A 17,613-nucleotide genomic window follows, 5' to 3' on the forward strand; every position below is an offset into this window, starting at 1 on the left:
GTGTGACTGCATTGCTATACAAGTTATGTCTTGTCGTACCGCTGATGTTTACCCTAGCAGTTTTTTGCTAATTTCCAACAAAGTTTTAACATCCTGAGGGCGGGTATTGCCAGTGGTGGAATCAATGATTGAACTGTAGATGTGCGGGATCACCTGCTTGACACCCGCTTGCAGCGCAATCTCAAGGATGGGCTCAAAGTTTTCCAGGTCAATACCACCAGTGGGTTCCAGCATAAAGTCATGTTCGGCACAAGCTTTTGCCACGTACTGGTATTCGTCCTGGTGTTTCAAACCGCCCATAGGGAAATATTTAATCGAACTGCCTCCCATATCTTTCAGTAACGCAATGGCAGTTTCCACGGGTACGATGCCATCCGCCGCCAGTGCACTTAATGGCCCGGTTGAAATCTTGACCCAACCCACGCGACCAGTAGGTGAAACCAGGCCGTTAACCACCGTGTCACTTTGCCCAAGCAGAGCGCGGCTGGTACCCACACCGGTAAACACCTGGTTGACATGCTGTGGTTGAACCTGTTGAGCGATCAGGCTGACCATCGCTGATTGTTTCGGGTCACCAGCACCTAATCCGATAGAGAGCGCATTGTCAATCAGGCGGGCATAACGGCTCATATCCGCCACGGCGCTGTCCACATCCGGATAGTTTTTGGAAAGTACACCTACCAGCACATGCCCTTGCGCGGCGTCATAGATTTCCTGCGCATTATCTTTTGACCCTGCTAACACGTTAAGACAAACACGATCTTTATAATAATTCGGTTTCAGTTTCATGCTGATTGCTCCGTAAACAGATTTTTAATGCAGGTAAAAACGGTCATCAATTGCTGTTGGTTAACGCTGCGGACATCCACTTCAATTTTGCCTTCGTTGGCCTTGTAGCCACGGAAATAGATAGCAATATCGCCGGTTTTCAATGCCTGGACGATATCCACGGTGGACATCCCCAGTACCGCTTCATCAAAGGTAATTTCAACCCTGGCGATATCGCGCCCGGCACTGTCCCAGACAGTTTTGGCACTAATGCCATTCAGGGTATTCAACTGGGTAATAAACGGTGTCATCAACTCAACCATTTGCGCGCCAGTGGTTTTCTCAAGTGTCAGATAGCTTTCAATCGCCTGTGTCAGGCCAATAATGCCCTCTTTGCCTACCTTCATGGCACGACCAATACCGTTGGACTGCTGTTTCACCCATTCCACATATTGCTTCTTGCCGATCACCAGACCGCTGGTGGGGCCTTCGATAGCTTTGGCACCACTGTAAATCACCAGGTCTGCGCCCATCTGGTAGTAACACATCAGATCTTCTTCTGCAGCAGCATCGACGATCAGCGGTAGATTATGGTTTCGTGCTACCACGGCGGCCTGCTCAACGGAGAGAATACTTTTTTGCACGCAGTGATGGGATTTCACATACAAAATGGCGGCGGTTTGCGCGGTGATGCAGGCTTCGAGCTGCTCTGGGGAACATTCGTTGGCATAGCCCGCTTCCACTACTTTGCCACCACCGAGTGCCACCATGGTATCTACCGGGGCGCCGAAGTTGACATTATGACCCCGTGGCAACACGATCTCGCGCGGTTCATTGACCGGTGCCGAATGCAGATTGACTAACAGATTGGTGTTATTTTTGACGATCACTGCCGCTACCGATTGGGCGATACCCGCAGACGCACAAGAAACAATCACCGCATCTTCCACATTCAGCAGATTGGCAATATAGGCCCCGGTCTTGTTGACCAGATCCTTGATTTCAAAGTAATGATTCAGGCCGTAGTTTACGGCGTCAATCACTTCCTGGCGTGGTGTAGAAACACCGAGAATGGTCATACGACCCGAAGTATTGATCACCTGCTTTAAATTATATTTTTTATAGATTGAAGACATGAGCCGCTTTTCCTTCATCGGTTAATAGGACTTCACCAGCCACAATGGCGGCCAGTGGTACCAACAGTTGTTCACCATGGACTGACTCCCCTTCAGAGTCAGCGAACACCTGCGGTGCTGTGTGGATGTCAAAAATGGTCAGGTCGGCATCAAAACCCGGGTGCAGTTGCCCTTTGCTCGTTAACTGTAGTGCTGCGGCGGCATTTTCTGTCACGCAGCGAATCACCTGTTGCAGAGAAAGCCCGATGGTAAAGAATTTTGACATCACGGTTGCCAGGCTATGCACTGGGCCAGCCATGCGGTTACGGCAGTAAATATCGGAACTGATGGTGTGTGGCAGGATCCCCAGTGCGATGGCCTGCCGGGCAACCTCAAAACTGAAACTGGCGCTACCGTGACCTACATCCAGCAAGACGCCACGTTTTAATGCACGCTCGATGGAGGCGCGTAACTTGCCTGCGGGAGTCAGAATACGGTTTGGTTTGCCGTTGTAGCAGTGAGTAATGATGTCACCTTGGGTCAGCAAATCGGCAATTTCATCCAGATCGGGCGGATTGTTGCCAATATGCACCATCAGTGGCAATGAGTGATTCTCCTGCTGGATCTCTTTTGCCATCACCAGCGGTTTGATACCGTTCTGACCCACGACGCTGTTACTCATGCGCGCTTTGATGCCAATAACGAAACCGCTCTTGTCATTGATGGCCTTGTTGACCTGTTCCTTATTGATATCCGTTATATCGGCCAGTTCATTTTGTCTTAACAGGCCGATACGGGAGATATTGAGGAAGGCAAAAACGTTGGTTTTAGCACTGCGTGTCAGGGCATAAAACTCATCAATGTCATCAGTTCCTGTACTACCGGCATCGACTACCGAAGTGACACCGGCTGCCACGCCAACGCGATCCGGCTCATCATGATAAATCGGTGAGGAGGGATAACAGTGTACGTGGCTATCGATCCAGCCAGCGCTCAGGCGATAAATGCCCGCCAGATCCAGTAACTTGTGAGCGTGAGCGTCTTCAGGCAGTTGCCCGATAGTGGCGATTTTACCCCCCACAATAGCTACATCGGCCAAGGTGTCATCCACCAGTCTGGCGCGCCGAATGATGAGGTCATACATACGAGGTACTCCTTTCCCCCTGGGCGGTGAGCCAGGGGGAAATTAAGATTAAGAAATAGCTACCGGGAAAATCGCCCCTAATATCATGGCACCCAAGATGGCTCCACCGGTGATAGGTTTACCCCAGATGTAAAACAGCAGTGCGCCGAGCAAAGAACCGACACCAATGGGGATTGACGCGGCCATGGCAGACAAGATGATCAACGGCCCAAGGAAACGCCCGGAGGAGTTACCCGCACCCATCATCACGTCGGCGCCGTAGGTTGAGTTACTCTGGTTGATGGTGAACTTACGGGCGAGAATAATCAGATAACCGATCGCCAGGCCAATCACTAAGCCCGTTACTAGCGATGCAGCAAAGTTGGCAACCGGAAAAACAATGCCTGCACCTAATAACAGTGCGGGGACACCAAGACCCACCCCGGTCTGGATCGCACCACCGATATCCAGAATACCCACCAGTGAACCTTCGATGATGCGGGCAAACAGGAAGCTGGCACCGAACGCCGCCACTGCACCGTAAACCCCGGTATCCATCCCAGCGCGCAGCATGGAAACAAAAGCCACTTCGTTAAACGCGCCAATACCGTACAGGTAATACATATGTGTACCGGCGAACACGCCAGATGAGAGTAGGCCAACAAAAATCGGAAATGACCAGTCGGCATACCAGAAGCCTTTTTGAGTCTGTGCTTCCATGAGTTAGCTCCTTATTTACCGCTCAGGGTATTGTGAATGGCGTCCAGCCAGCCAGGGATGCCCAGACTGAAGGATTGCAGCAGTTTGATATCAAAGCCACGGAAGAAACCGCTCAGCACGAACAGCAGGACAATCACCGCCATCATGATTTTGGTCACTTTATTCCAGCCGCTTTCTTCCACACCTTTACCGATCAGGATCCCTAACACCAGGCCGGGAACGGCGTTACCCATGATTAACTGTGCCAAACCACCGAAAATAGTGCCCCAGAAACCCGAGCGTTTACCGGCTTCGATGGCCGCCAGCCAGAAGATCACCGGCATCACGGTATTGACCAGCAGGTTAGCCGCAGGCACCAAAACTTTGATTGCGGTGACCTGCAAAGCGGCAGGGACTGCCGAAGCCGTGGTGTTGAGGAACGCCACCACCAAAATGCCAATAATGCCGCAGGCAATGGCCATTTTTTTCGGGTCGTGCAGTGTTTCTGCCACATTACGGTTCTTGATCATCAAGGCCGCGGCACCCCAGTTGGGAATAATGCGGTGGTCAACATCCTGCGTGAAGGCACCCGCCGCCACAGACGATGCCCAGGCGTTGAAGAAGAAACCAAGACCAAAAGAGAAGTGAGATGCAGGGTCTCCTTCGCAGGAGTTCAGCTCACCCAAGGTGCGGAAAGCCCCCATACCCTGTGTCGTCGGAGCATGGAACATACGTGCGGCACCGGCTCCTACGCCGACACCTACCAGCCCGCCGATAATAATCGACTTAAATAAGATGATTAGAAACATCATAATACCCTTTTTATGTTATACACTTTATTCTTCAAGCTGCCTGGGCGTCGGCTGCGGTTACTCGCTTCATCCATGAGACTCACCCCTTACAGGGCTGCCGCCAGCGGCGTTCAAATCTGCTTCGCGCAGATTGGTTGTTCACCCTAGTTACATAGTTATCTATGCTCCTAGGGATTAATGAACCTTATCCATGAGGTTCACCCTGAGGACCAGCGCAAGCGCTGTTCAAATGGGTTCCTGACCGATTTTTTGCTCAGTTGCCGCCTACAAGCAACTCGAATTATTTTGTGTATATATCCCCTGGAACTTATAAGTGGTGTCAATGGCTCATAACTTAAATAATTAGGGGAGTAACGTTTTTATTTTGTGACAAAGACCACCTGTTCCGTATTGATGATGGTGACAGTCACGGTTATTTCCAAAGAAACGCTATAGCTTTTCCTTTCACGCGGTAGAAAGAAGAAAAGAAATTTTTCTTTGGTTATTTTTTCTTCCGCTTTTAATATGCTGACGTCCTGCGGCTCAATGCGCAGCAGAATATTATTGGTGGATTTTAAAATCGCACCCTGCACATTCGCTAACGCAGAGGCAAAGGCTTTTGCTTTAGTATCGCCTTTTCCCTCTACCTTTACTGACGTTGTGTAGAGCTCTTTCATCATGCATTGCCATATTTTTTGATATAGGCTTCTACCAGGCGCTGGCCTAACTCCTCTTTATCCATAAAGCCAAAGCCTAATACGTTATATCCCTCATTAATTGCCGTGACACCTTCTTCAACAGAGCGCATACCATATTTCGCTTTATAGCCATATTTATTCTGGGCAGTAATGGCTCCGGCTCCGCCACTACCACAGAAAGAAATACCCAACTGGGCGTTTTCTGCTTTCATCACATCACCCAGTTTCATATCTGCCGCCATGCCAGGGATTACGATGGCTTTGGCTCCCGCATTTTCGATGCCCTGGCCTACTTTTTGCCCTTTACCCAGACGGTCTCCGATAACTACTGTGATTTGTGCCATAGTGTATTCTCCTGATTAAATGATATTTATTGGTTATTATCTTTAGCTACTTCAAAATGGACAGAAAGTAGATACGCTTCCTCTATCGGTAAGGTGGGGAATTTGTCCACCACCTGTTCTGCTAGTTGCATTGATTCAGCAGATATTTCATCAAATAGTGATTTATCAACTTCAGGTAATGGTTCACCGGTTATTGAGCGCAATACCATCGCACGGATATGCGACTCCAGCATTTGCTGTTGTACCGCATTGGTGTAAATATTATTTGCATTCAGCATGGTGCTGATATCAGCCAATACCTGCGTGGTTATTGCTGAGGCCTTGCTAATATCAACCTGTGCTATTTTATTTACCGAAGCTATCCCTTCATTCACTTTTCAGTCACCTCTGGATATTCATCTGGACAGATGCTTTTTTTGATGCCTTTACCCTAACCGCAGGAGAATTTATTGTGTAGTCCGTTTTTTTCCAGTTCGAACTGGAAATTAAGTGGCAGCCGGGGATCGGTTTCTCAAAACCAGGGGGAGAGGATTATTTTGTCTGGTATTTCAGTGCCATGGCAGGGAGTTAGCCGCTGCGGAAATTATCGCCTAGGCTTCGTGATCGAGATCTCTTTCTTTTCTTGCCATTAAGGCCTACTATCATCAAGATAAGTCAGCATTTCCAACACCCCCGTGCCTAAAAGTGCGGGGGTGTTGCTTTGTGTTGTTTTTCCGAATTTATGAGCGCGAGAAGGGCGCCTTTTGATTGGACTGGAGAGTGGAATGAGCAAACCAACCATTACCATTAATGAGCTGGATGCGGAACGTCTGGATACACTGCTGGCACAGCCAGCTTTTGCTAACACTGATGTTGCAGTTGCACTGAATGCTGAACTGGATCGTGCTGATATTGTGCCGCCATCGCAAATTCCGCCCTATGTCGTCACCATGAACAGTTGTGTGCGTTTTCGGGATTTACATACCTCGGAGGAACATGTGCGCACGCTGGTCTATCCGGCTTCCCTCAAAGACAGCAACCAACAACTGTCGGTAATGGCCCCGTTGGGCGCGGCGCTGTTAGGCATGCATGTTGGCAAACAGATCAGTTGGACATTGCCAAACGGTGAGGAAGCGCAGATTGAGGTGTTGGAGCTGCTGTATCAACCGGAAGCAGCGGGCGAATATCACCGCTAAGGTGTCAATAGCTTCGCAGTTAATTGCTTTTCCTGGCTTCTAAAGCGCAAGGGCAGACTTTTCAGTCTGCCCTTCATAAGATCTCTACGCTTCATTCTTCAAGTTGCTTGCTGACAAGCAACTTGAATTGTTTTACTCGAATCGTTTTGAGCGTAGCTCATCACCGCCTATCGATTAGCGGAATTTCTTGTGGTTGACATCGCGGGTCTGTTTAAACTCTTGCGCTACTTTGCGTGCTTCTTCCAATTTGCCTTCATTCGCCAGCGCCATGGCTTGTTCAATCTGTGATGTCAGGGTTGACATCCCTTCGCGGAATTGTTGCATTTCAGGGCTGTTCTTATCTTTGCCTGCCAGTTTTGCTGGGGTACCTTGCTGAGAATCTATGGCAGCCTGATGCATTTTTTGCAGGCTCATCTTGAAGGTATCGATAGAGTCAGTTTTTAATACGATTTTGTAATTGGTCGCGAGCGCTCCCATACTTGTTTCCAAGTCGGCAGAAATCGCCCAAGAACTGGCAGCCAGTAGCGTCAGTGCCGTCATTACTTTAAATGTCTTTTTCATATTTACCTTCCGTTGTTATGGTATTTGAACCCAGTTTAACTACCAATTGTAGTCTGTAGGTTTGCTTTTCTCACTTTTTGTTTACTTCACGTAGGTAAAAGCGGTGGTGACATGCTTTACCCCACTAACCTGGCTGGCAATTTTCGCCGCAGATTGTCCCTCTTTCTGTGTCACCAGCCCTAACAGAAAAACTTCGCCATTTTCGGTGGTCACTTTCACATTGGAGGATTTGACCGAATCACTGGTTAACAGCTCTGAGCGAACTTTGGTGGAAATCCAGGCATCTGAAGATGCGGTACCCAAACCGACCGGCGTCCCTTGGCGGATTTCATTATAGATGGCAGTGGCACCTTCAACGCCAAGGGCGATTTGCTTGGCACGGGTGGCGAGTTCGGTATTAGGGGCCTGACCTGTCAACAAAACCTTGCCTTGGTAGGCCGTAGCGACGACGCGGGCTTCTTTTTTCAGTTGTTGATCTTTGCGCACGGCATTCTCGATCCGGGCTGCCAATGTGGTGTCGTCTACCTGTGTTCCTACGCTACGTGGGTCGGTCGCCGTTTTGGTTGCAACAGCGGCACCACCGGCAACGACGCCAGCGATACAACCTTGTAATAGCAAAGTGCTTAACAGCACCACAAATGTGGCTTTTAGCTTCATTTCTGCTCCTTAATCATCCTGGTGGGGGAACAATGTATTATCGATCAGGTCACATAGGCAGTTTACGGTAAGCATATGCATCTCTTGAATACGCGCGCTACGGTGAGAGGGAATACGTATTTCCACATCCTGCTGACCCAGTAAACCCGCCAACTCACCCCCATCGTAACCGGTAAGCGCAATAATGGTCATATCCCGTGTTACTGCAGCTTCAACCGCCTTCACAATATCACGGCTATTGCCCCGGGTAGAAATGGCCAGCAAGACGTCACCGGTGTTGCCCAGAGCGCGTACCTGTTTGGCATAGACCTCATCATGCAGGCGGTCATTAGTAATTGCTGTTAGCACTACGCTGTCGGCATTTAATGCAATGGCAGGCAGGCTGGGACGCTCACTTTCAAAACGGTTAATCATACTGGCAGCAAAATGTTGAGCATTGGCCGCCGAGGCACCATTGCCACAACACAGAATCTTGTTACCATCAAGCAGTGATTGCACCATGGTCATTGCTGCACGGGATATGGCATCAGGCAAGGCTTCTGCCGCTGCAATCTGGGTTTGGATACTCTCGGTAAAACAAGCTTTGATTCTATCTAACACGTTGTATTAATCCATATAAGTGCCTGGTTTATCAGGCTATTATACCCAGGTTCATTCAACTTGCTGGTCGCTGGTTACCGCTCGAATGACGACGAGTATTTATGAGTCATTTGAGCCAGAATGGTCGGCATCAGTCATACCATGATTAATCTGCGTTGAAGGCATTAGGTATCCACTCTAATTGGTTATCAGTAATGGCTAAAACATCAAAACGGCAAGATGATGTGTCAAAACTGGCACCTCGTTTGGCCAGCCAAACAGCCGCAGCATGCAGCAAACGTTGTTGTTTACGGTAAGTTACGCTACTGGCCGCATCGCCAAAAGCCGCATTGCGCCGGTAGCGTACTTCAACAAACACCCAGGTTTGACCATCACGCATAATCAGGTCGAGTTCACCACCTCTTATCACGACATTGGCCGCCGTGAAGGTCAATCCCGCGCGTTCAAGATAATGGCGGGCTTGTAGTTCATAGCCCGCCCCCTTGGCGCGTTGACTCAGGAGACCGGTACGACCGAGCCTTGACGGTATTGCAGCCAAGTCAGTTTCCTGTTTATCACACAATTTGGTGAGGATGATAGCACACCGGTGGCCCCGGCCACCTGGAATCCAGGCAATTGGCGCATTTCAGCAAAGTGGTTGGCCAATGCCCAAGCATCCATCCCCATGGCATAGAGGCGCACCAGAGAATAGTCGTTGCGGAATTGTCGGCTGACTTGCTGTTGCAACTGTGGATTGACACCGGCCAATAAAGGAATATCGCTGAACTGCACTCCTTCCATTTCCAGCCGGAAATCCGGGCCAGCACCTGCCTGATAACTACGCGAGCTGGCAAATATAGCTGGTTTGCTGCGAGAGTTGGTGGTCATATCGATCAACGGCTTAATCAGGGCTAGTTGATTTTGCCCTGCAACAATATAAACCGCATCAATCCCTCCACCGATGGTTGTTGAGGTCTCGCTGGGTTGAGCAGGGATAGTCAGACCTGCAATGGTAACAGACTGTTCTGCTGGTGCTGATACGGTGACGGGGGTACCACTCATGCGGATACCACCCCCATTGACCATCTGGCGCAACTCACCAGCCGAACCGATCTCTTGCTGCAGCACGGTTTGCCCCCCCAGTTTCTGCCACTCCTCGGCGAAGGCTTTGGCAATACGGCCACCAAATGCGCCACGAGGGAGCAACAACAAGGGTTGGCGCTTCTGTTGTTCCCAAATATGGTGCGCAGCATCACGGGCTTCGTCTTCAGGAGACAAGGCAAAGTAACAGATATTAGGATTATCTTTGGGTTGCTCTGGTTGATTGAGAGCCAGTACGTTGAGCGGGGTCGGTGTGCCAGTAAGTTGTTCTACATCGGTTTTCAGCAATGGACCGACCACCAGAGTTGCCCCTTCCTGCTGCGCCTTAGCCAGTAAAGCGGGTAAAGGCTGGCTGGTAGTATCGTAAACTTTTACCTGACTATTGATAGTCATTGGGGTGGGAACCGCTGTGGCGGTTTCCACCGCAGTCACCGGGGCTGTATTTTCCGCCTCTGTTGCAGGCGAAACAGCACTTTCGGTGTTGCTACCGATAGCAGCCTGATCAGGATTATTGGTTGATGCTTGAGCCTGGACCTGCATGGCGAGTGTTACGCCACTTTGGGCTGCGACAAAGCCTTGCTGGATAGCATCAGCAAACACTTTAGCTTGGCCGTTCAAGGGCAACAGCAAGGCGATATGTGAAGCGGAAGCTTGAGTAAAACTCTGCACATGGCTTAACTGGGTTGGCAGGCTTGTTGCGGCTGGGTTTTGTGGGTAACGATTTTGCCAGTCTTTGATCCCGGCTTTCAGTAGTTCAGGATCCTGTCGGTTATCCTGATAGATATGCAGCAGATCCAACCAGCCTTGCAGCACGTTTTCATCGGCATTAATCACCAGACTGTTGAGCTCTGTTGGTTTCAGCGCCACTAATGTCTGCCAGGTTTTATCCAGGTTATCCTGATATGCCGGACCCTTCAGTAAGGGTTGCAGAGCAATATAGGTGCGGATTAACGCTAATGAGGCTTGCCCCTGGTGAGCGGTGATCTGAGCCTGATAGAGGCGCACCAACTGATTAGATGACAGCATACTGCTATCAACATGACTCAGAGTCTCTCGGGCAGAGGCATAATCTTTGCCGGCGACTTGTAATTCGGCGTTCAGTAATAGTCGTTCTCGTTGCTGTAGACCTGTCATGTCGTGCGGCAAGGTATTCAGTTGCTGGGTGGCTTGTGGCAGATTGCCTTCGCGAATTAACGCGCGAATAGCAAGTAATTGCCAGTCAGCCTTGTTATCATCAGTGCTTTGTTGCAACTGTTGCAGGTAATAATAGGCACTGGCTCTCGCTTCGCCCTGAATATTGGCAGGCGGAGTTTGCGGTGCTCGGCTAGGACAACCAGCTAATAGGAGGGCTACCAGCATCGCAGGTATTACACGCCCTACTTTGGAACGAACGAACGTTGAGGAAAGCATACTGTATCCAGTGATGTTCTTTTCAAGATGCTCAATATTAAATCGGCAATCCGGATGAGACAATGAATCAACACCAACAATCAGTTATTTCTGCATCAACGCTGTATGTGGTACCTACCCCTATCGGTAACCTGGGTGATATCACTTATCGAGCCCTGGAGGTACTGAAAAGCGTTGATTTGATTGCGGCAGAAGATACGCGTCATACCGGATTGCTGTTGCAACACTTTGCTATTAGCGCGCGGTTGTTTGCGCTACATGACCATAACGAACAACAGAAAGCGGATCAACTGCTGGTCAAATTGCAGGAAGGGCAGAGCATAGCATTAGTTTGCGATGCTGGCACACCACTGATTAATGACCCTGGCTATCACCTGGTGCGCCGCTGTCGTGAAGCGGGGGTGCGTGTGGTTCCCTTGCCGGGTCCTTGTGCAGCGATTACTGCACTTTGCGCAGCCGGTGTCGCCTCTGATCGTTTTTGTTATGAAGGTTTCCTGCCAGCTAAAACCAAAGGTCGCAAGGATACTTTGCTGGCATTGGCGACCGAACCACGGACACTGATTTTCTATGAATCGACCCACCGTTTATTGGACAGTTTGCAAGATATGGTCACCGTGTGGGGGCCGCAACGCTATGTGGTGTTGGCTCGCGAACTGACTAAAACCTGGGAATCCATTTACGGCGCCCCGGTGGGGGCGTTATTGGCATGGGTCCAGGAAGATGAAATGCGTCACCGGGGGGAAATGGTGCTGATTGTCGAGGGGCACAAAGTGCAAGAGGAGAGCTTACCCCCTGAAGCGCTGCGGACCTTGGCCTTGTTGCAACAAGAGTTACCCTTGAAGAAGGCAGCAGCATTAGCGGCAGAGATCCATGGGGTGAAAAAAAATGCGCTGTATAAGCATGGGTTGGAACATCAGGAAAAGTAAAACATTTGACCTGCTGTAACCGCCACGCTACTATCCGCGCCGGAGTTGACTAGACAATCGCCGCTTTATTGCCGTCCCCTTCGGGGAGACGAGTAAAGGGGAGGAAAGTCCGGGCTCCATAGGGCAGGGTGCCAGGTAACGCCTGGGGGGCGCAAGCCTACGACCAGTGCAACAGAGAGCAAACCGCCGATGGCCCGCGCAAGCGGGATCAGGTAAGGGTGAAAGGGTGCGGTAAGAGCGCACCGCGCGGCTGGCAACAGTTCGTGGCACGGTAAACTCCACCCGGAGCAAGGCCAAATAGGGGTTCGCATGGTACGGCCCGTACTGAACCCGGGTAGGCTGCTTGAGCCAGTGAGCGATTGCTGGCCTAGATGAATGATTGTCCACGACAGAACCCGGCTTATCGGTCAACTTTCGTTATACAGATAACCCCGTGTGGTATTCGCCATACGGGGTTTTTCTTTCTTTATATATATATATTTCCCAACTTCCCCAACTCGCGATATCGCTACGCCAGCAAATCAATCAATAGCACACGTAGTGGTGTAACCGCCTGGATGGTCAGCTGTTTCTCTTCGCGGATAAATGCGCCATCCCCACAGTTGATAGGTTGGCTAGGGTGATGTTCGTCACTGACTGTTGCAGATCCGTGGATTGATTGCAGGTAAGCGCGTGTTCCATTGAGCGCCACTGTCTTCTGTTCCCCAGGCTGTAACTCCAGATGATGTATCCAGAGCTGTTGCCGTAGTTGCAGGCTGCCTTGTTCACCATCGGGTGAGGCCAGTAATGCATGAGGTTGCGTCGGCAGCTTCAGACGCTGTACCTGCTGGTTGCTGCGTGTCGGGCAAGCATCTAACCACAGTTGCATTTGGGTCAAGGGAGACGTGTTACTGATATTCCGAGCGCTATAACTTAGCCCCGGGTGAGTCGCCAGCAACAGCGCTTCGCCTACTCCAGCCCGGATAGTATGGCCGTCATTGTCCCGGTATTCGATTTCACCTTGCAAAATCAGGCTCAGAATATCCACATTAGGATAGGTGCGTGGTTGGCATGAGGCCCCTGGTGCTAAGACTTCCTGGTTGAGTACCCGCAGTGAACCGTATCCCATCAGTTTGGGATCAAAGTAATGACCAAAAGAGAAGGTATAACGCGCTTGTAGCCAACCAAAGTCAGCTTGCCCACATTGTTGTGCTGTTCTACAGATTATCATGGCAATCGACTCTTTAAATTGATGGTTTATAGGGTAAGCATCTGGACGGCAGATTGTTAGCCAGTTAATCTGGTAGGCATATTCAAATTTCCTGAAAGAGAGATTCGATGGCCAGAGAGCGTGCGTTAACACTAGAAGCGTTGAGGGTCATGGATGCGATTGACCGCCGAGGCAGTTTTGCTGCTGCTGCCGATGAGCTGGGGCGGGTGCCTTCTGCATTGAGCTATACCATGCAGAAATTGGAGGAAGAGCTTGATGTGGTCCTGTTTGACCGTTCAGGTCATCGCACCAAATTTACTAATGTCGGTAGAATGTTACTTGAGCGTGGCCGTATCTTGCTTGAGGCGGCGGATAAACTGACCACCGATGCCGAGGCGCTATCTCGGGGCTGGGAAACCCATATCACCATTGTCAGCGAAACGTTGTCACCGGCTGCTAAATTGTTTCCGTTGCTCGATAAGCTGGCGTTGAAAGCGGATACTCAGGTTTCGATTCTTACTGAAGTATTGGCTGGAGCCTGGGAGCGGTTAGATCAAGGCCGGGCGGATATCGTTATTGCACCGGATATTCACTTTCGCGCCTCTTCTGAGATTAACACGCGCAAATTGTATAAAGTCATGAGTGTCTATGTGGCGGCACCGGATCACCCGATCCATCAAGAGCCTGAACCGTTATCAGAACTTACCCGCGTCAAATACCGTGGGATCGCCGTGGCGGATACCGCGCGGGAAAGGCCCGTATTGACGGTGCAATTATTGGATAAACAGCAGCGTTTGACCGTGAGTAGCATTGAAGATAAACGCCGAGCTTTACTGGCCGGGCTGGGAGTGGCCACCATGCCCTATCCTATGGTGGAACAAGATATTGAACAGGGGCGTTTGCGAGTGGTGGGGCCTGAATACAAAAGGGAAGTGGACATCATCATGGCCTGGCGGCGTGACAACATGGGGGAGGCTAAATCCTGGTTTCTACGTGAGATCCCGCGTCTGTTTGCCCGGCAGGAAAAGCAGTAATCTTTACTTTTATACCTTAAATAATTCAAGTTGCAGGAGGGTAAGCTGCAACTTGAACACAGTTAATTATCTAAAATTACCACTTTTTGTTCAGCAGGCGATCAATACTGAAACTGCCTGGGCCGACGATTGCCAGAACGATAAACCCACCAGCAATGCTCAAGTTTTTCATAAACATCAGTTGGTTGACGCCTTCAGAAAACTGAGAGTGGAAGATAAATGCGGTCAGAATGGTGAAGCCTGCAGTGAATAGTGACACTGTGCGGGTCAGGAAGCCGAACAGAATAGCCAAACCGCCGCCTAATTCCAGCAGGATGGTCAGTGGCAGTAAAAAGCCAGGTACGCCCATCGCTTGCATGTAGCCTTGCGTACCGGCATAGGCATCACCCATTTTGCCGTAACCAGCAACAATAAACAGGATAGGCAACAGAATACGAGCAACCAATAAACCAGTATCTTCTAATTTTTTCATCATTAACTCCAAAAAGCCAATCTTGGCTGTTATTACATCATTATGGCTGTTCTTAGCCAAAACGGATTAGTGGAGTGAATGTTAAACGGGGATGGTTTAGGTTGTTAGTAATAATTATTGGTGTTTTCTTTCAAAAAAAATGAGTATATCAGAGGTGTTTAAAGCCACCAGATGGGGGATGCCCATAGTGATGGTCGCAGCGGTGCTGCCATTTGAGTGCATACTCGGCGCTTAATCCTTTACGCGTAATGCCCGATAACTTTTACGCATTAAGCGGAATGTTCCCCATAAGCTCAATGCTCTGCGTGACCAACGCATCAGCTTGTTGGGGTGTCGCAGACTGTAAAACGTAAAAATTGTGGAGCCGATGGCGATATATTTACGTAGGCCATATACCACCTGCCAACCGTGATCGATGGGGGCGGTTTTTTCCAGCCATAGGGTTTTACTGGCAGCCAGATCCAGCCGCTGTTGCTGGATCTGCAGTAACAATTGCTCTTTTTGCCATTCACGGTATTGGCGGTGATTCATGTTCCCCCTCCAATGCCGAACGGTCGAGTTCTAATTGCTTGCGTGTTGCCCCTAGTAGGGTTGAACGGCGAGCCTTGTTTAATGTCCAGATGCCTACCACGATTGCCAGGAACAGCAAAGCAGCCGTGGTGGTACCCAGTGCTATCAGACGGTAAGCCGGATCGACTGCCCAGAAGATCAGCAGCAATAGGCTCATTAGCCCAAAGGCGGTAAACAGCAAGGTGATCCCGGCCATCATCAGTAACTGGACGAGGTTGGCTTTCTCCTCTTCCAACTCGATAACAGCCAGCTTGACTCGCGTTTCCACTATCCTGACCAAGATGGTAAGAATACGTTGCGCAATATCCAGAACCCCTTTAGCGGGGCCCTGTTCACGAGATTGTGTAATATTTGCCATAATCAGCGGCGCGCGAGCAGAACGCCTAACACCACGCCAACTGCAGCACCAATGCCTACACCAGCCCACGGATTGCCACGCACATACTCATCAGCGTGACCAGCAATTTGCTTGGTTTGGTGGACTAATTTATCACCCGCATCGCTGAGGTGAGCTCGGCTATCTTTCAGTGCGCTTTCTGCTTTGGCACGGAGTTTTTCGAGCTCAGCTTTCGATTTGTCGGAGGAGCTATTAAGTACTTCTTCCAGTGTATCGGCCAACGACTTCAGTTCGGCGCGTAAACTTTCTGCATGTGGATCTTGTGCCATGATAACGACTCCTTAAGATTAACTGAGACAGAGCTTCAACATAGCTGATTTATGGGGGAGAGCAAAGGGATGTAGCCCACAATTGTGACTATATCTATCGTAATGGACTCGTTACAGAGGGCGGAGTGGGTTACTGTTCCTGATATCAACGCTCTGATACCACAAAGAGGGGCATACTTGCGTATGTTCCCCCTCTACTTGTTACGCGCGTTACTTTTGCTTATTAGCGCGCTTCTTACGCCATAGCATCACCAAGGAACCGAAAAATCCAAGCACCAGCAGCACTACTGGCAACATCATCAGCCCGGACATCAGTTTCTCTTCATATTGATGGAACACGGCGGTGTTCCCCAAACTAAAACCCACAGAAACCAGGATCAATACCCACAGCAATCCGCTAACCCAGTTGAAAAACTGAAAACGAACATTACTTAAACCGGACAAACCAGCGATAGTCGGTAACAAGGTACGCACAAACGCCAGGAAACGGCCAATCAGCAGTGCTGACAGGCCATGACGATAAAACAATTGGTGAGCGCGCTGGTGGTAATGTGCTGGCAAGTGTGAAAGCCAGTTTTGCACAATACGTGTGTTACCCAGCCATCGGCCTTGTATATAACTGAGCCAGCACCCCAGGCTGGCTGCCGTCGTCAGAATCAAGATAGTGACGGGGAAGTTCATGGTCCCTTTGGCGACCAGCACCCCCACCAGGATCAACAGACTGTCACCCGGTAGAAAGGCGGCGGGTAGCAGGCCATTTTCCAGAAATAAAATAAGAAACAGCAAGACATAAAGTGTCCAGACTAACGAAGGGTTAGCCAACATTTCAAAGTCTTGTTGCCATAATGCATGCAACAATTGCTTAATAATTTCCATCCGGTGTTCCTAAAAACGTCATTGTTTGTTTTCGTTCAGTAGTTGGGCGGCGGTAAACAAGATGATCGCGAAAGCCTATAACTACTGAAAATAATGAGACAGGGCTGCGTTATTCTTTACTTCACTTCTTTTGGGGCAACACCCGCTCACGAATCATAAGTCAGTGAGCCACGGTAGAGTATGTTACTTTCTTTCCAACCGCCGACTCTGTTTTGTTGCGCTGGTGAGTGCAGCATCCAGTTGATCTGTTGAAGTCGTTGGGCAATAGGGGGAACTGACCGCCATTGTTGACGCATACCACCGATTGGCTCTGGAGTTTCTGTCGTTAAAGTATAGGCCGGAACCAACCAGGAAGAAGCGAGCAGTGAATTAGCGTAGGCATGTACCCGGAGCAACAGTTGCGGTCTCTGGCTAAGGGACTTACGGCGCAAATCACTGGATGGACGATCAAGCTCAACATGATGTTCAGAAGCTGAAATCCCGGGGCGCTCATCAGCGATTATAGCACTGAGCGAGGCAACGAGACCGGTGGTTTTGGTTGCATGAGATGTTTGGCCGGTAGCCGAATCGGCCCAACAAAAAAGTACAATCAGCATGGCAAACAACCCGTGCATCTATTCGCGTTCCGCCCCAGTATCCACAGATAAAAAAGTGGTCTCACTTTACCAAAATAGCACGATTGGCAACAGGGAAATCTATGTTGAAAGCGGCGTAATATGACACGAAAGTAAGGGAATCTGGGATCGATTCAGCCGTTTTTACAAAATCTGACACTGAAGCCCCATGCATTACTCTTGGATGACCTTATACCTGTCGTTATTCACGGTATAGGGGAGCTTGAATAGCAGACAAAAATAAA

General features: G+C 49.8%; 23 protein-coding genes and 1 other RNA gene. 4 read left to right on the forward strand and 20 right to left on the reverse strand.

Going from position 1 to position 17,613, the window contains the following annotated elements:
• Positions 1–48: 48 nt before the first annotated feature.
• The 8 genes from dagF to AC2A06_RS07515 all read right to left on the reverse strand — a co-directional run bounded on the left by dagF (position 49) and on the right by AC2A06_RS07515 (position 5,900).
• Entirely contained in the window at positions 49–789 is a 741-nt protein-coding gene (dagF, locus tag AC2A06_RS07480; protein ID WP_473196696.1) for a 2-dehydro-3-deoxy-phosphogluconate aldolase, read from the reverse strand.
• The gene (locus AC2A06_RS07485; protein ID WP_484379873.1) at positions 786–1,904 is read right to left on the reverse strand and encodes a DgaE family pyridoxal phosphate-dependent ammonia lyase; all 1,119 of its coding nucleotides are present in this window, start codon (positions 1,902–1,904) and stop codon (positions 786–788) included. Before AC2A06_RS07485 ends, dagF begins: the two co-directional genes overlap by 4 nt.
• On the reverse strand, positions 1,888–3,027 hold the full coding sequence (locus AC2A06_RS07490; protein WP_023489802.1) for an amidohydrolase/deacetylase family metallohydrolase: 1,140 nt from the start codon (positions 3,025–3,027) through the stop codon (positions 1,888–1,890). Before AC2A06_RS07490 ends, AC2A06_RS07485 begins: the two co-directional genes overlap by 17 nt.
• A gap of 48 nt (positions 3,028–3,075) precedes the next feature.
• Positions 3,076–3,726 (reverse strand): DUF4310 family protein, encoded by a 651-nt coding sequence (locus AC2A06_RS07495; RefSeq protein ID WP_023489801.1) that lies wholly within the window; start codon positions 3,724–3,726, stop codon positions 3,076–3,078.
• A gap of 11 nt (positions 3,727–3,737) precedes the next feature.
• On the reverse strand, positions 3,738–4,514 hold the full coding sequence (locus AC2A06_RS07500; RefSeq protein WP_037384152.1) for a DUF4311 domain-containing protein: 777 nt from the start codon (positions 4,512–4,514) through the stop codon (positions 3,738–3,740).
• A 362-nt stretch (positions 4,515–4,876) separates the two neighbouring features.
• Positions 4,877–5,173, reverse strand: coding sequence for a DUF4312 family protein (locus AC2A06_RS07505; RefSeq protein ID WP_473197940.1), 297 nt, complete (start codon positions 5,171–5,173; stop codon positions 4,877–4,879).
• A complete protein-coding gene (locus tag AC2A06_RS07510) occupies positions 5,173–5,538 on the reverse strand; it encodes a glycine-rich SFCGS family protein (RefSeq protein ID WP_484379874.1) in 366 nt (121 codons plus the stop codon). The genes AC2A06_RS07505 and AC2A06_RS07510 overlap by 1 nt, the downstream gene beginning before the upstream one ends.
• A gap of 26 nt (positions 5,539–5,564) precedes the next feature.
• Entirely contained in the window at positions 5,565–5,900 is a 336-nt protein-coding gene (locus AC2A06_RS07515; RefSeq protein WP_473197941.1) for a glycine dehydrogenase, read from the reverse strand.
• Positions 5,901–6,302: 402 nt separating this feature from the next.
• On the opposite strand from AC2A06_RS07515, the gene rnk reads away from it, so the two are divergent.
• Positions 6,303–6,713 carry a nucleoside diphosphate kinase regulator gene (gene rnk / locus AC2A06_RS07520; RefSeq protein ID WP_023489321.1) on the forward strand — a complete coding sequence of 137 codons (411 nt, stop codon included), beginning with the start codon at positions 6,303–6,305 and terminating at the stop codon, positions 6,711–6,713.
• Positions 6,714–6,887: 174 nt separating this feature from the next.
• Here the strand turns inward: rnk and cybC are convergent, their stop codons facing one another.
• The 5 genes from cybC to AC2A06_RS07545 form a co-directional block, all read right to left on the reverse strand.
• Entirely contained in the window at positions 6,888–7,274 is a 387-nt protein-coding gene (cybC, locus tag AC2A06_RS07525; RefSeq protein ID WP_023489320.1) for a cytochrome b562, read from the reverse strand.
• A gap of 81 nt (positions 7,275–7,355) precedes the next feature.
• Positions 7,356–7,931, reverse strand: a complete 576-nt coding sequence (dolP, locus tag AC2A06_RS07530; RefSeq protein ID WP_023489319.1) for a division/outer membrane stress-associated lipid-binding lipoprotein — start codon at positions 7,929–7,931, stop codon at positions 7,356–7,358.
• Between the two features lie 9 nt (positions 7,932–7,940).
• Positions 7,941–8,531, reverse strand: coding sequence for a DnaA initiator-associating protein DiaA (diaA, locus tag AC2A06_RS07535; protein ID WP_023489318.1), 591 nt, complete (start codon positions 8,529–8,531; stop codon positions 7,941–7,943).
• Positions 8,532–8,676: 145 nt separating this feature from the next.
• The gene (locus AC2A06_RS07540) at positions 8,677–9,030 is read right to left on the reverse strand and encodes a YraN family protein (RefSeq protein WP_484379906.1); all 354 of its coding nucleotides are present in this window, start codon (positions 9,028–9,030) and stop codon (positions 8,677–8,679) included.
• On the reverse strand, positions 9,027–11,021 hold the full coding sequence (locus AC2A06_RS07545; protein ID WP_484379875.1) for a penicillin-binding protein activator: 1,995 nt from the start codon (positions 11,019–11,021) through the stop codon (positions 9,027–9,029). Before AC2A06_RS07545 ends, AC2A06_RS07540 begins: the two co-directional genes overlap by 4 nt.
• Positions 11,022–11,083: 62 nt before the next feature.
• Here AC2A06_RS07545 and rsmI point away from each other — a divergent pair, with 62 nt between their 5' ends.
• Complete coding sequence (gene rsmI, locus AC2A06_RS07550; RefSeq protein WP_023489306.1) at positions 11,084–11,947, forward strand: 16S rRNA (cytidine(1402)-2'-O)-methyltransferase; 864 nt, start codon at positions 11,084–11,086, stop codon at positions 11,945–11,947.
• Between the two features lie 41 nt (positions 11,948–11,988).
• Positions 11,989–12,366, forward strand: an RNA gene (rnpB, locus tag AC2A06_RS07555) — RNase P RNA component class A.
• 89 nt (positions 12,367–12,455) lie between these two features.
• On the opposite strand, the gene AC2A06_RS07560 is transcribed toward rnpB, so the two are convergent.
• Positions 12,456–13,157, reverse strand: coding sequence for a pirin family protein (locus tag AC2A06_RS07560; protein WP_484379876.1), 702 nt, complete (start codon positions 13,155–13,157; stop codon positions 12,456–12,458).
• 107 nt (positions 13,158–13,264) lie between these two features.
• Here AC2A06_RS07560 and AC2A06_RS07565 point away from each other — a divergent pair, with 107 nt between their 5' ends.
• Positions 13,265–14,170, forward strand: a complete 906-nt coding sequence (locus AC2A06_RS07565) for a LysR family transcriptional regulator (RefSeq protein ID WP_023489308.1) — start codon at positions 13,265–13,267, stop codon at positions 14,168–14,170.
• A 76-nt stretch (positions 14,171–14,246) separates the two neighbouring features.
• Here AC2A06_RS07565 and AC2A06_RS07570 read toward each other — a convergent pair whose 3' ends face one another.
• The 6 genes from AC2A06_RS07570 to AC2A06_RS07595 all read right to left on the reverse strand — a co-directional run bounded on the left by AC2A06_RS07570 (position 14,247) and on the right by AC2A06_RS07595 (position 17,368).
• Positions 14,247–14,642, reverse strand: a complete 396-nt coding sequence (locus tag AC2A06_RS07570; RefSeq protein WP_484379877.1) for a DoxX family protein — start codon at positions 14,640–14,642, stop codon at positions 14,247–14,249.
• Positions 14,643–14,873: 231 nt separating this feature from the next.
• Positions 14,874–15,173 (reverse strand): YqjK-like family protein, encoded by a 300-nt coding sequence (locus tag AC2A06_RS07575; protein ID WP_484379878.1) that lies wholly within the window; start codon positions 15,171–15,173, stop codon positions 14,874–14,876.
• The gene (locus AC2A06_RS07580; protein WP_484379879.1) at positions 15,151–15,570 is read right to left on the reverse strand and encodes a phage holin family protein; all 420 of its coding nucleotides are present in this window, start codon (positions 15,568–15,570) and stop codon (positions 15,151–15,153) included. The genes AC2A06_RS07575 and AC2A06_RS07580 overlap by 23 nt, the downstream gene beginning before the upstream one ends.
• Positions 15,571–15,572: 2 nt before the next feature.
• Entirely contained in the window at positions 15,573–15,878 is a 306-nt protein-coding gene (locus AC2A06_RS07585; protein WP_484379880.1) for an ElaB/YgaM/YqjD family protein, read from the reverse strand.
• A 210-nt stretch (positions 15,879–16,088) separates the two neighbouring features.
• Complete coding sequence (locus AC2A06_RS07590) at positions 16,089–16,754, reverse strand: DedA family protein (protein WP_023489313.1); 666 nt, start codon at positions 16,752–16,754, stop codon at positions 16,089–16,091.
• A 146-nt stretch (positions 16,755–16,900) separates the two neighbouring features.
• Positions 16,901–17,368: a hypothetical protein gene (locus tag AC2A06_RS07595; RefSeq protein ID WP_484379881.1), complete on the reverse strand. Its 468-nt coding sequence runs from the start codon at positions 17,366–17,368 to the stop codon at positions 16,901–16,903.
• Between the last annotated feature and the right edge of the window lie 245 nt (positions 17,369–17,613).

The sequence above is a fragment of the Serratia sp. HNCC26DJ244 genome (genome assembly GCF_057180565.1).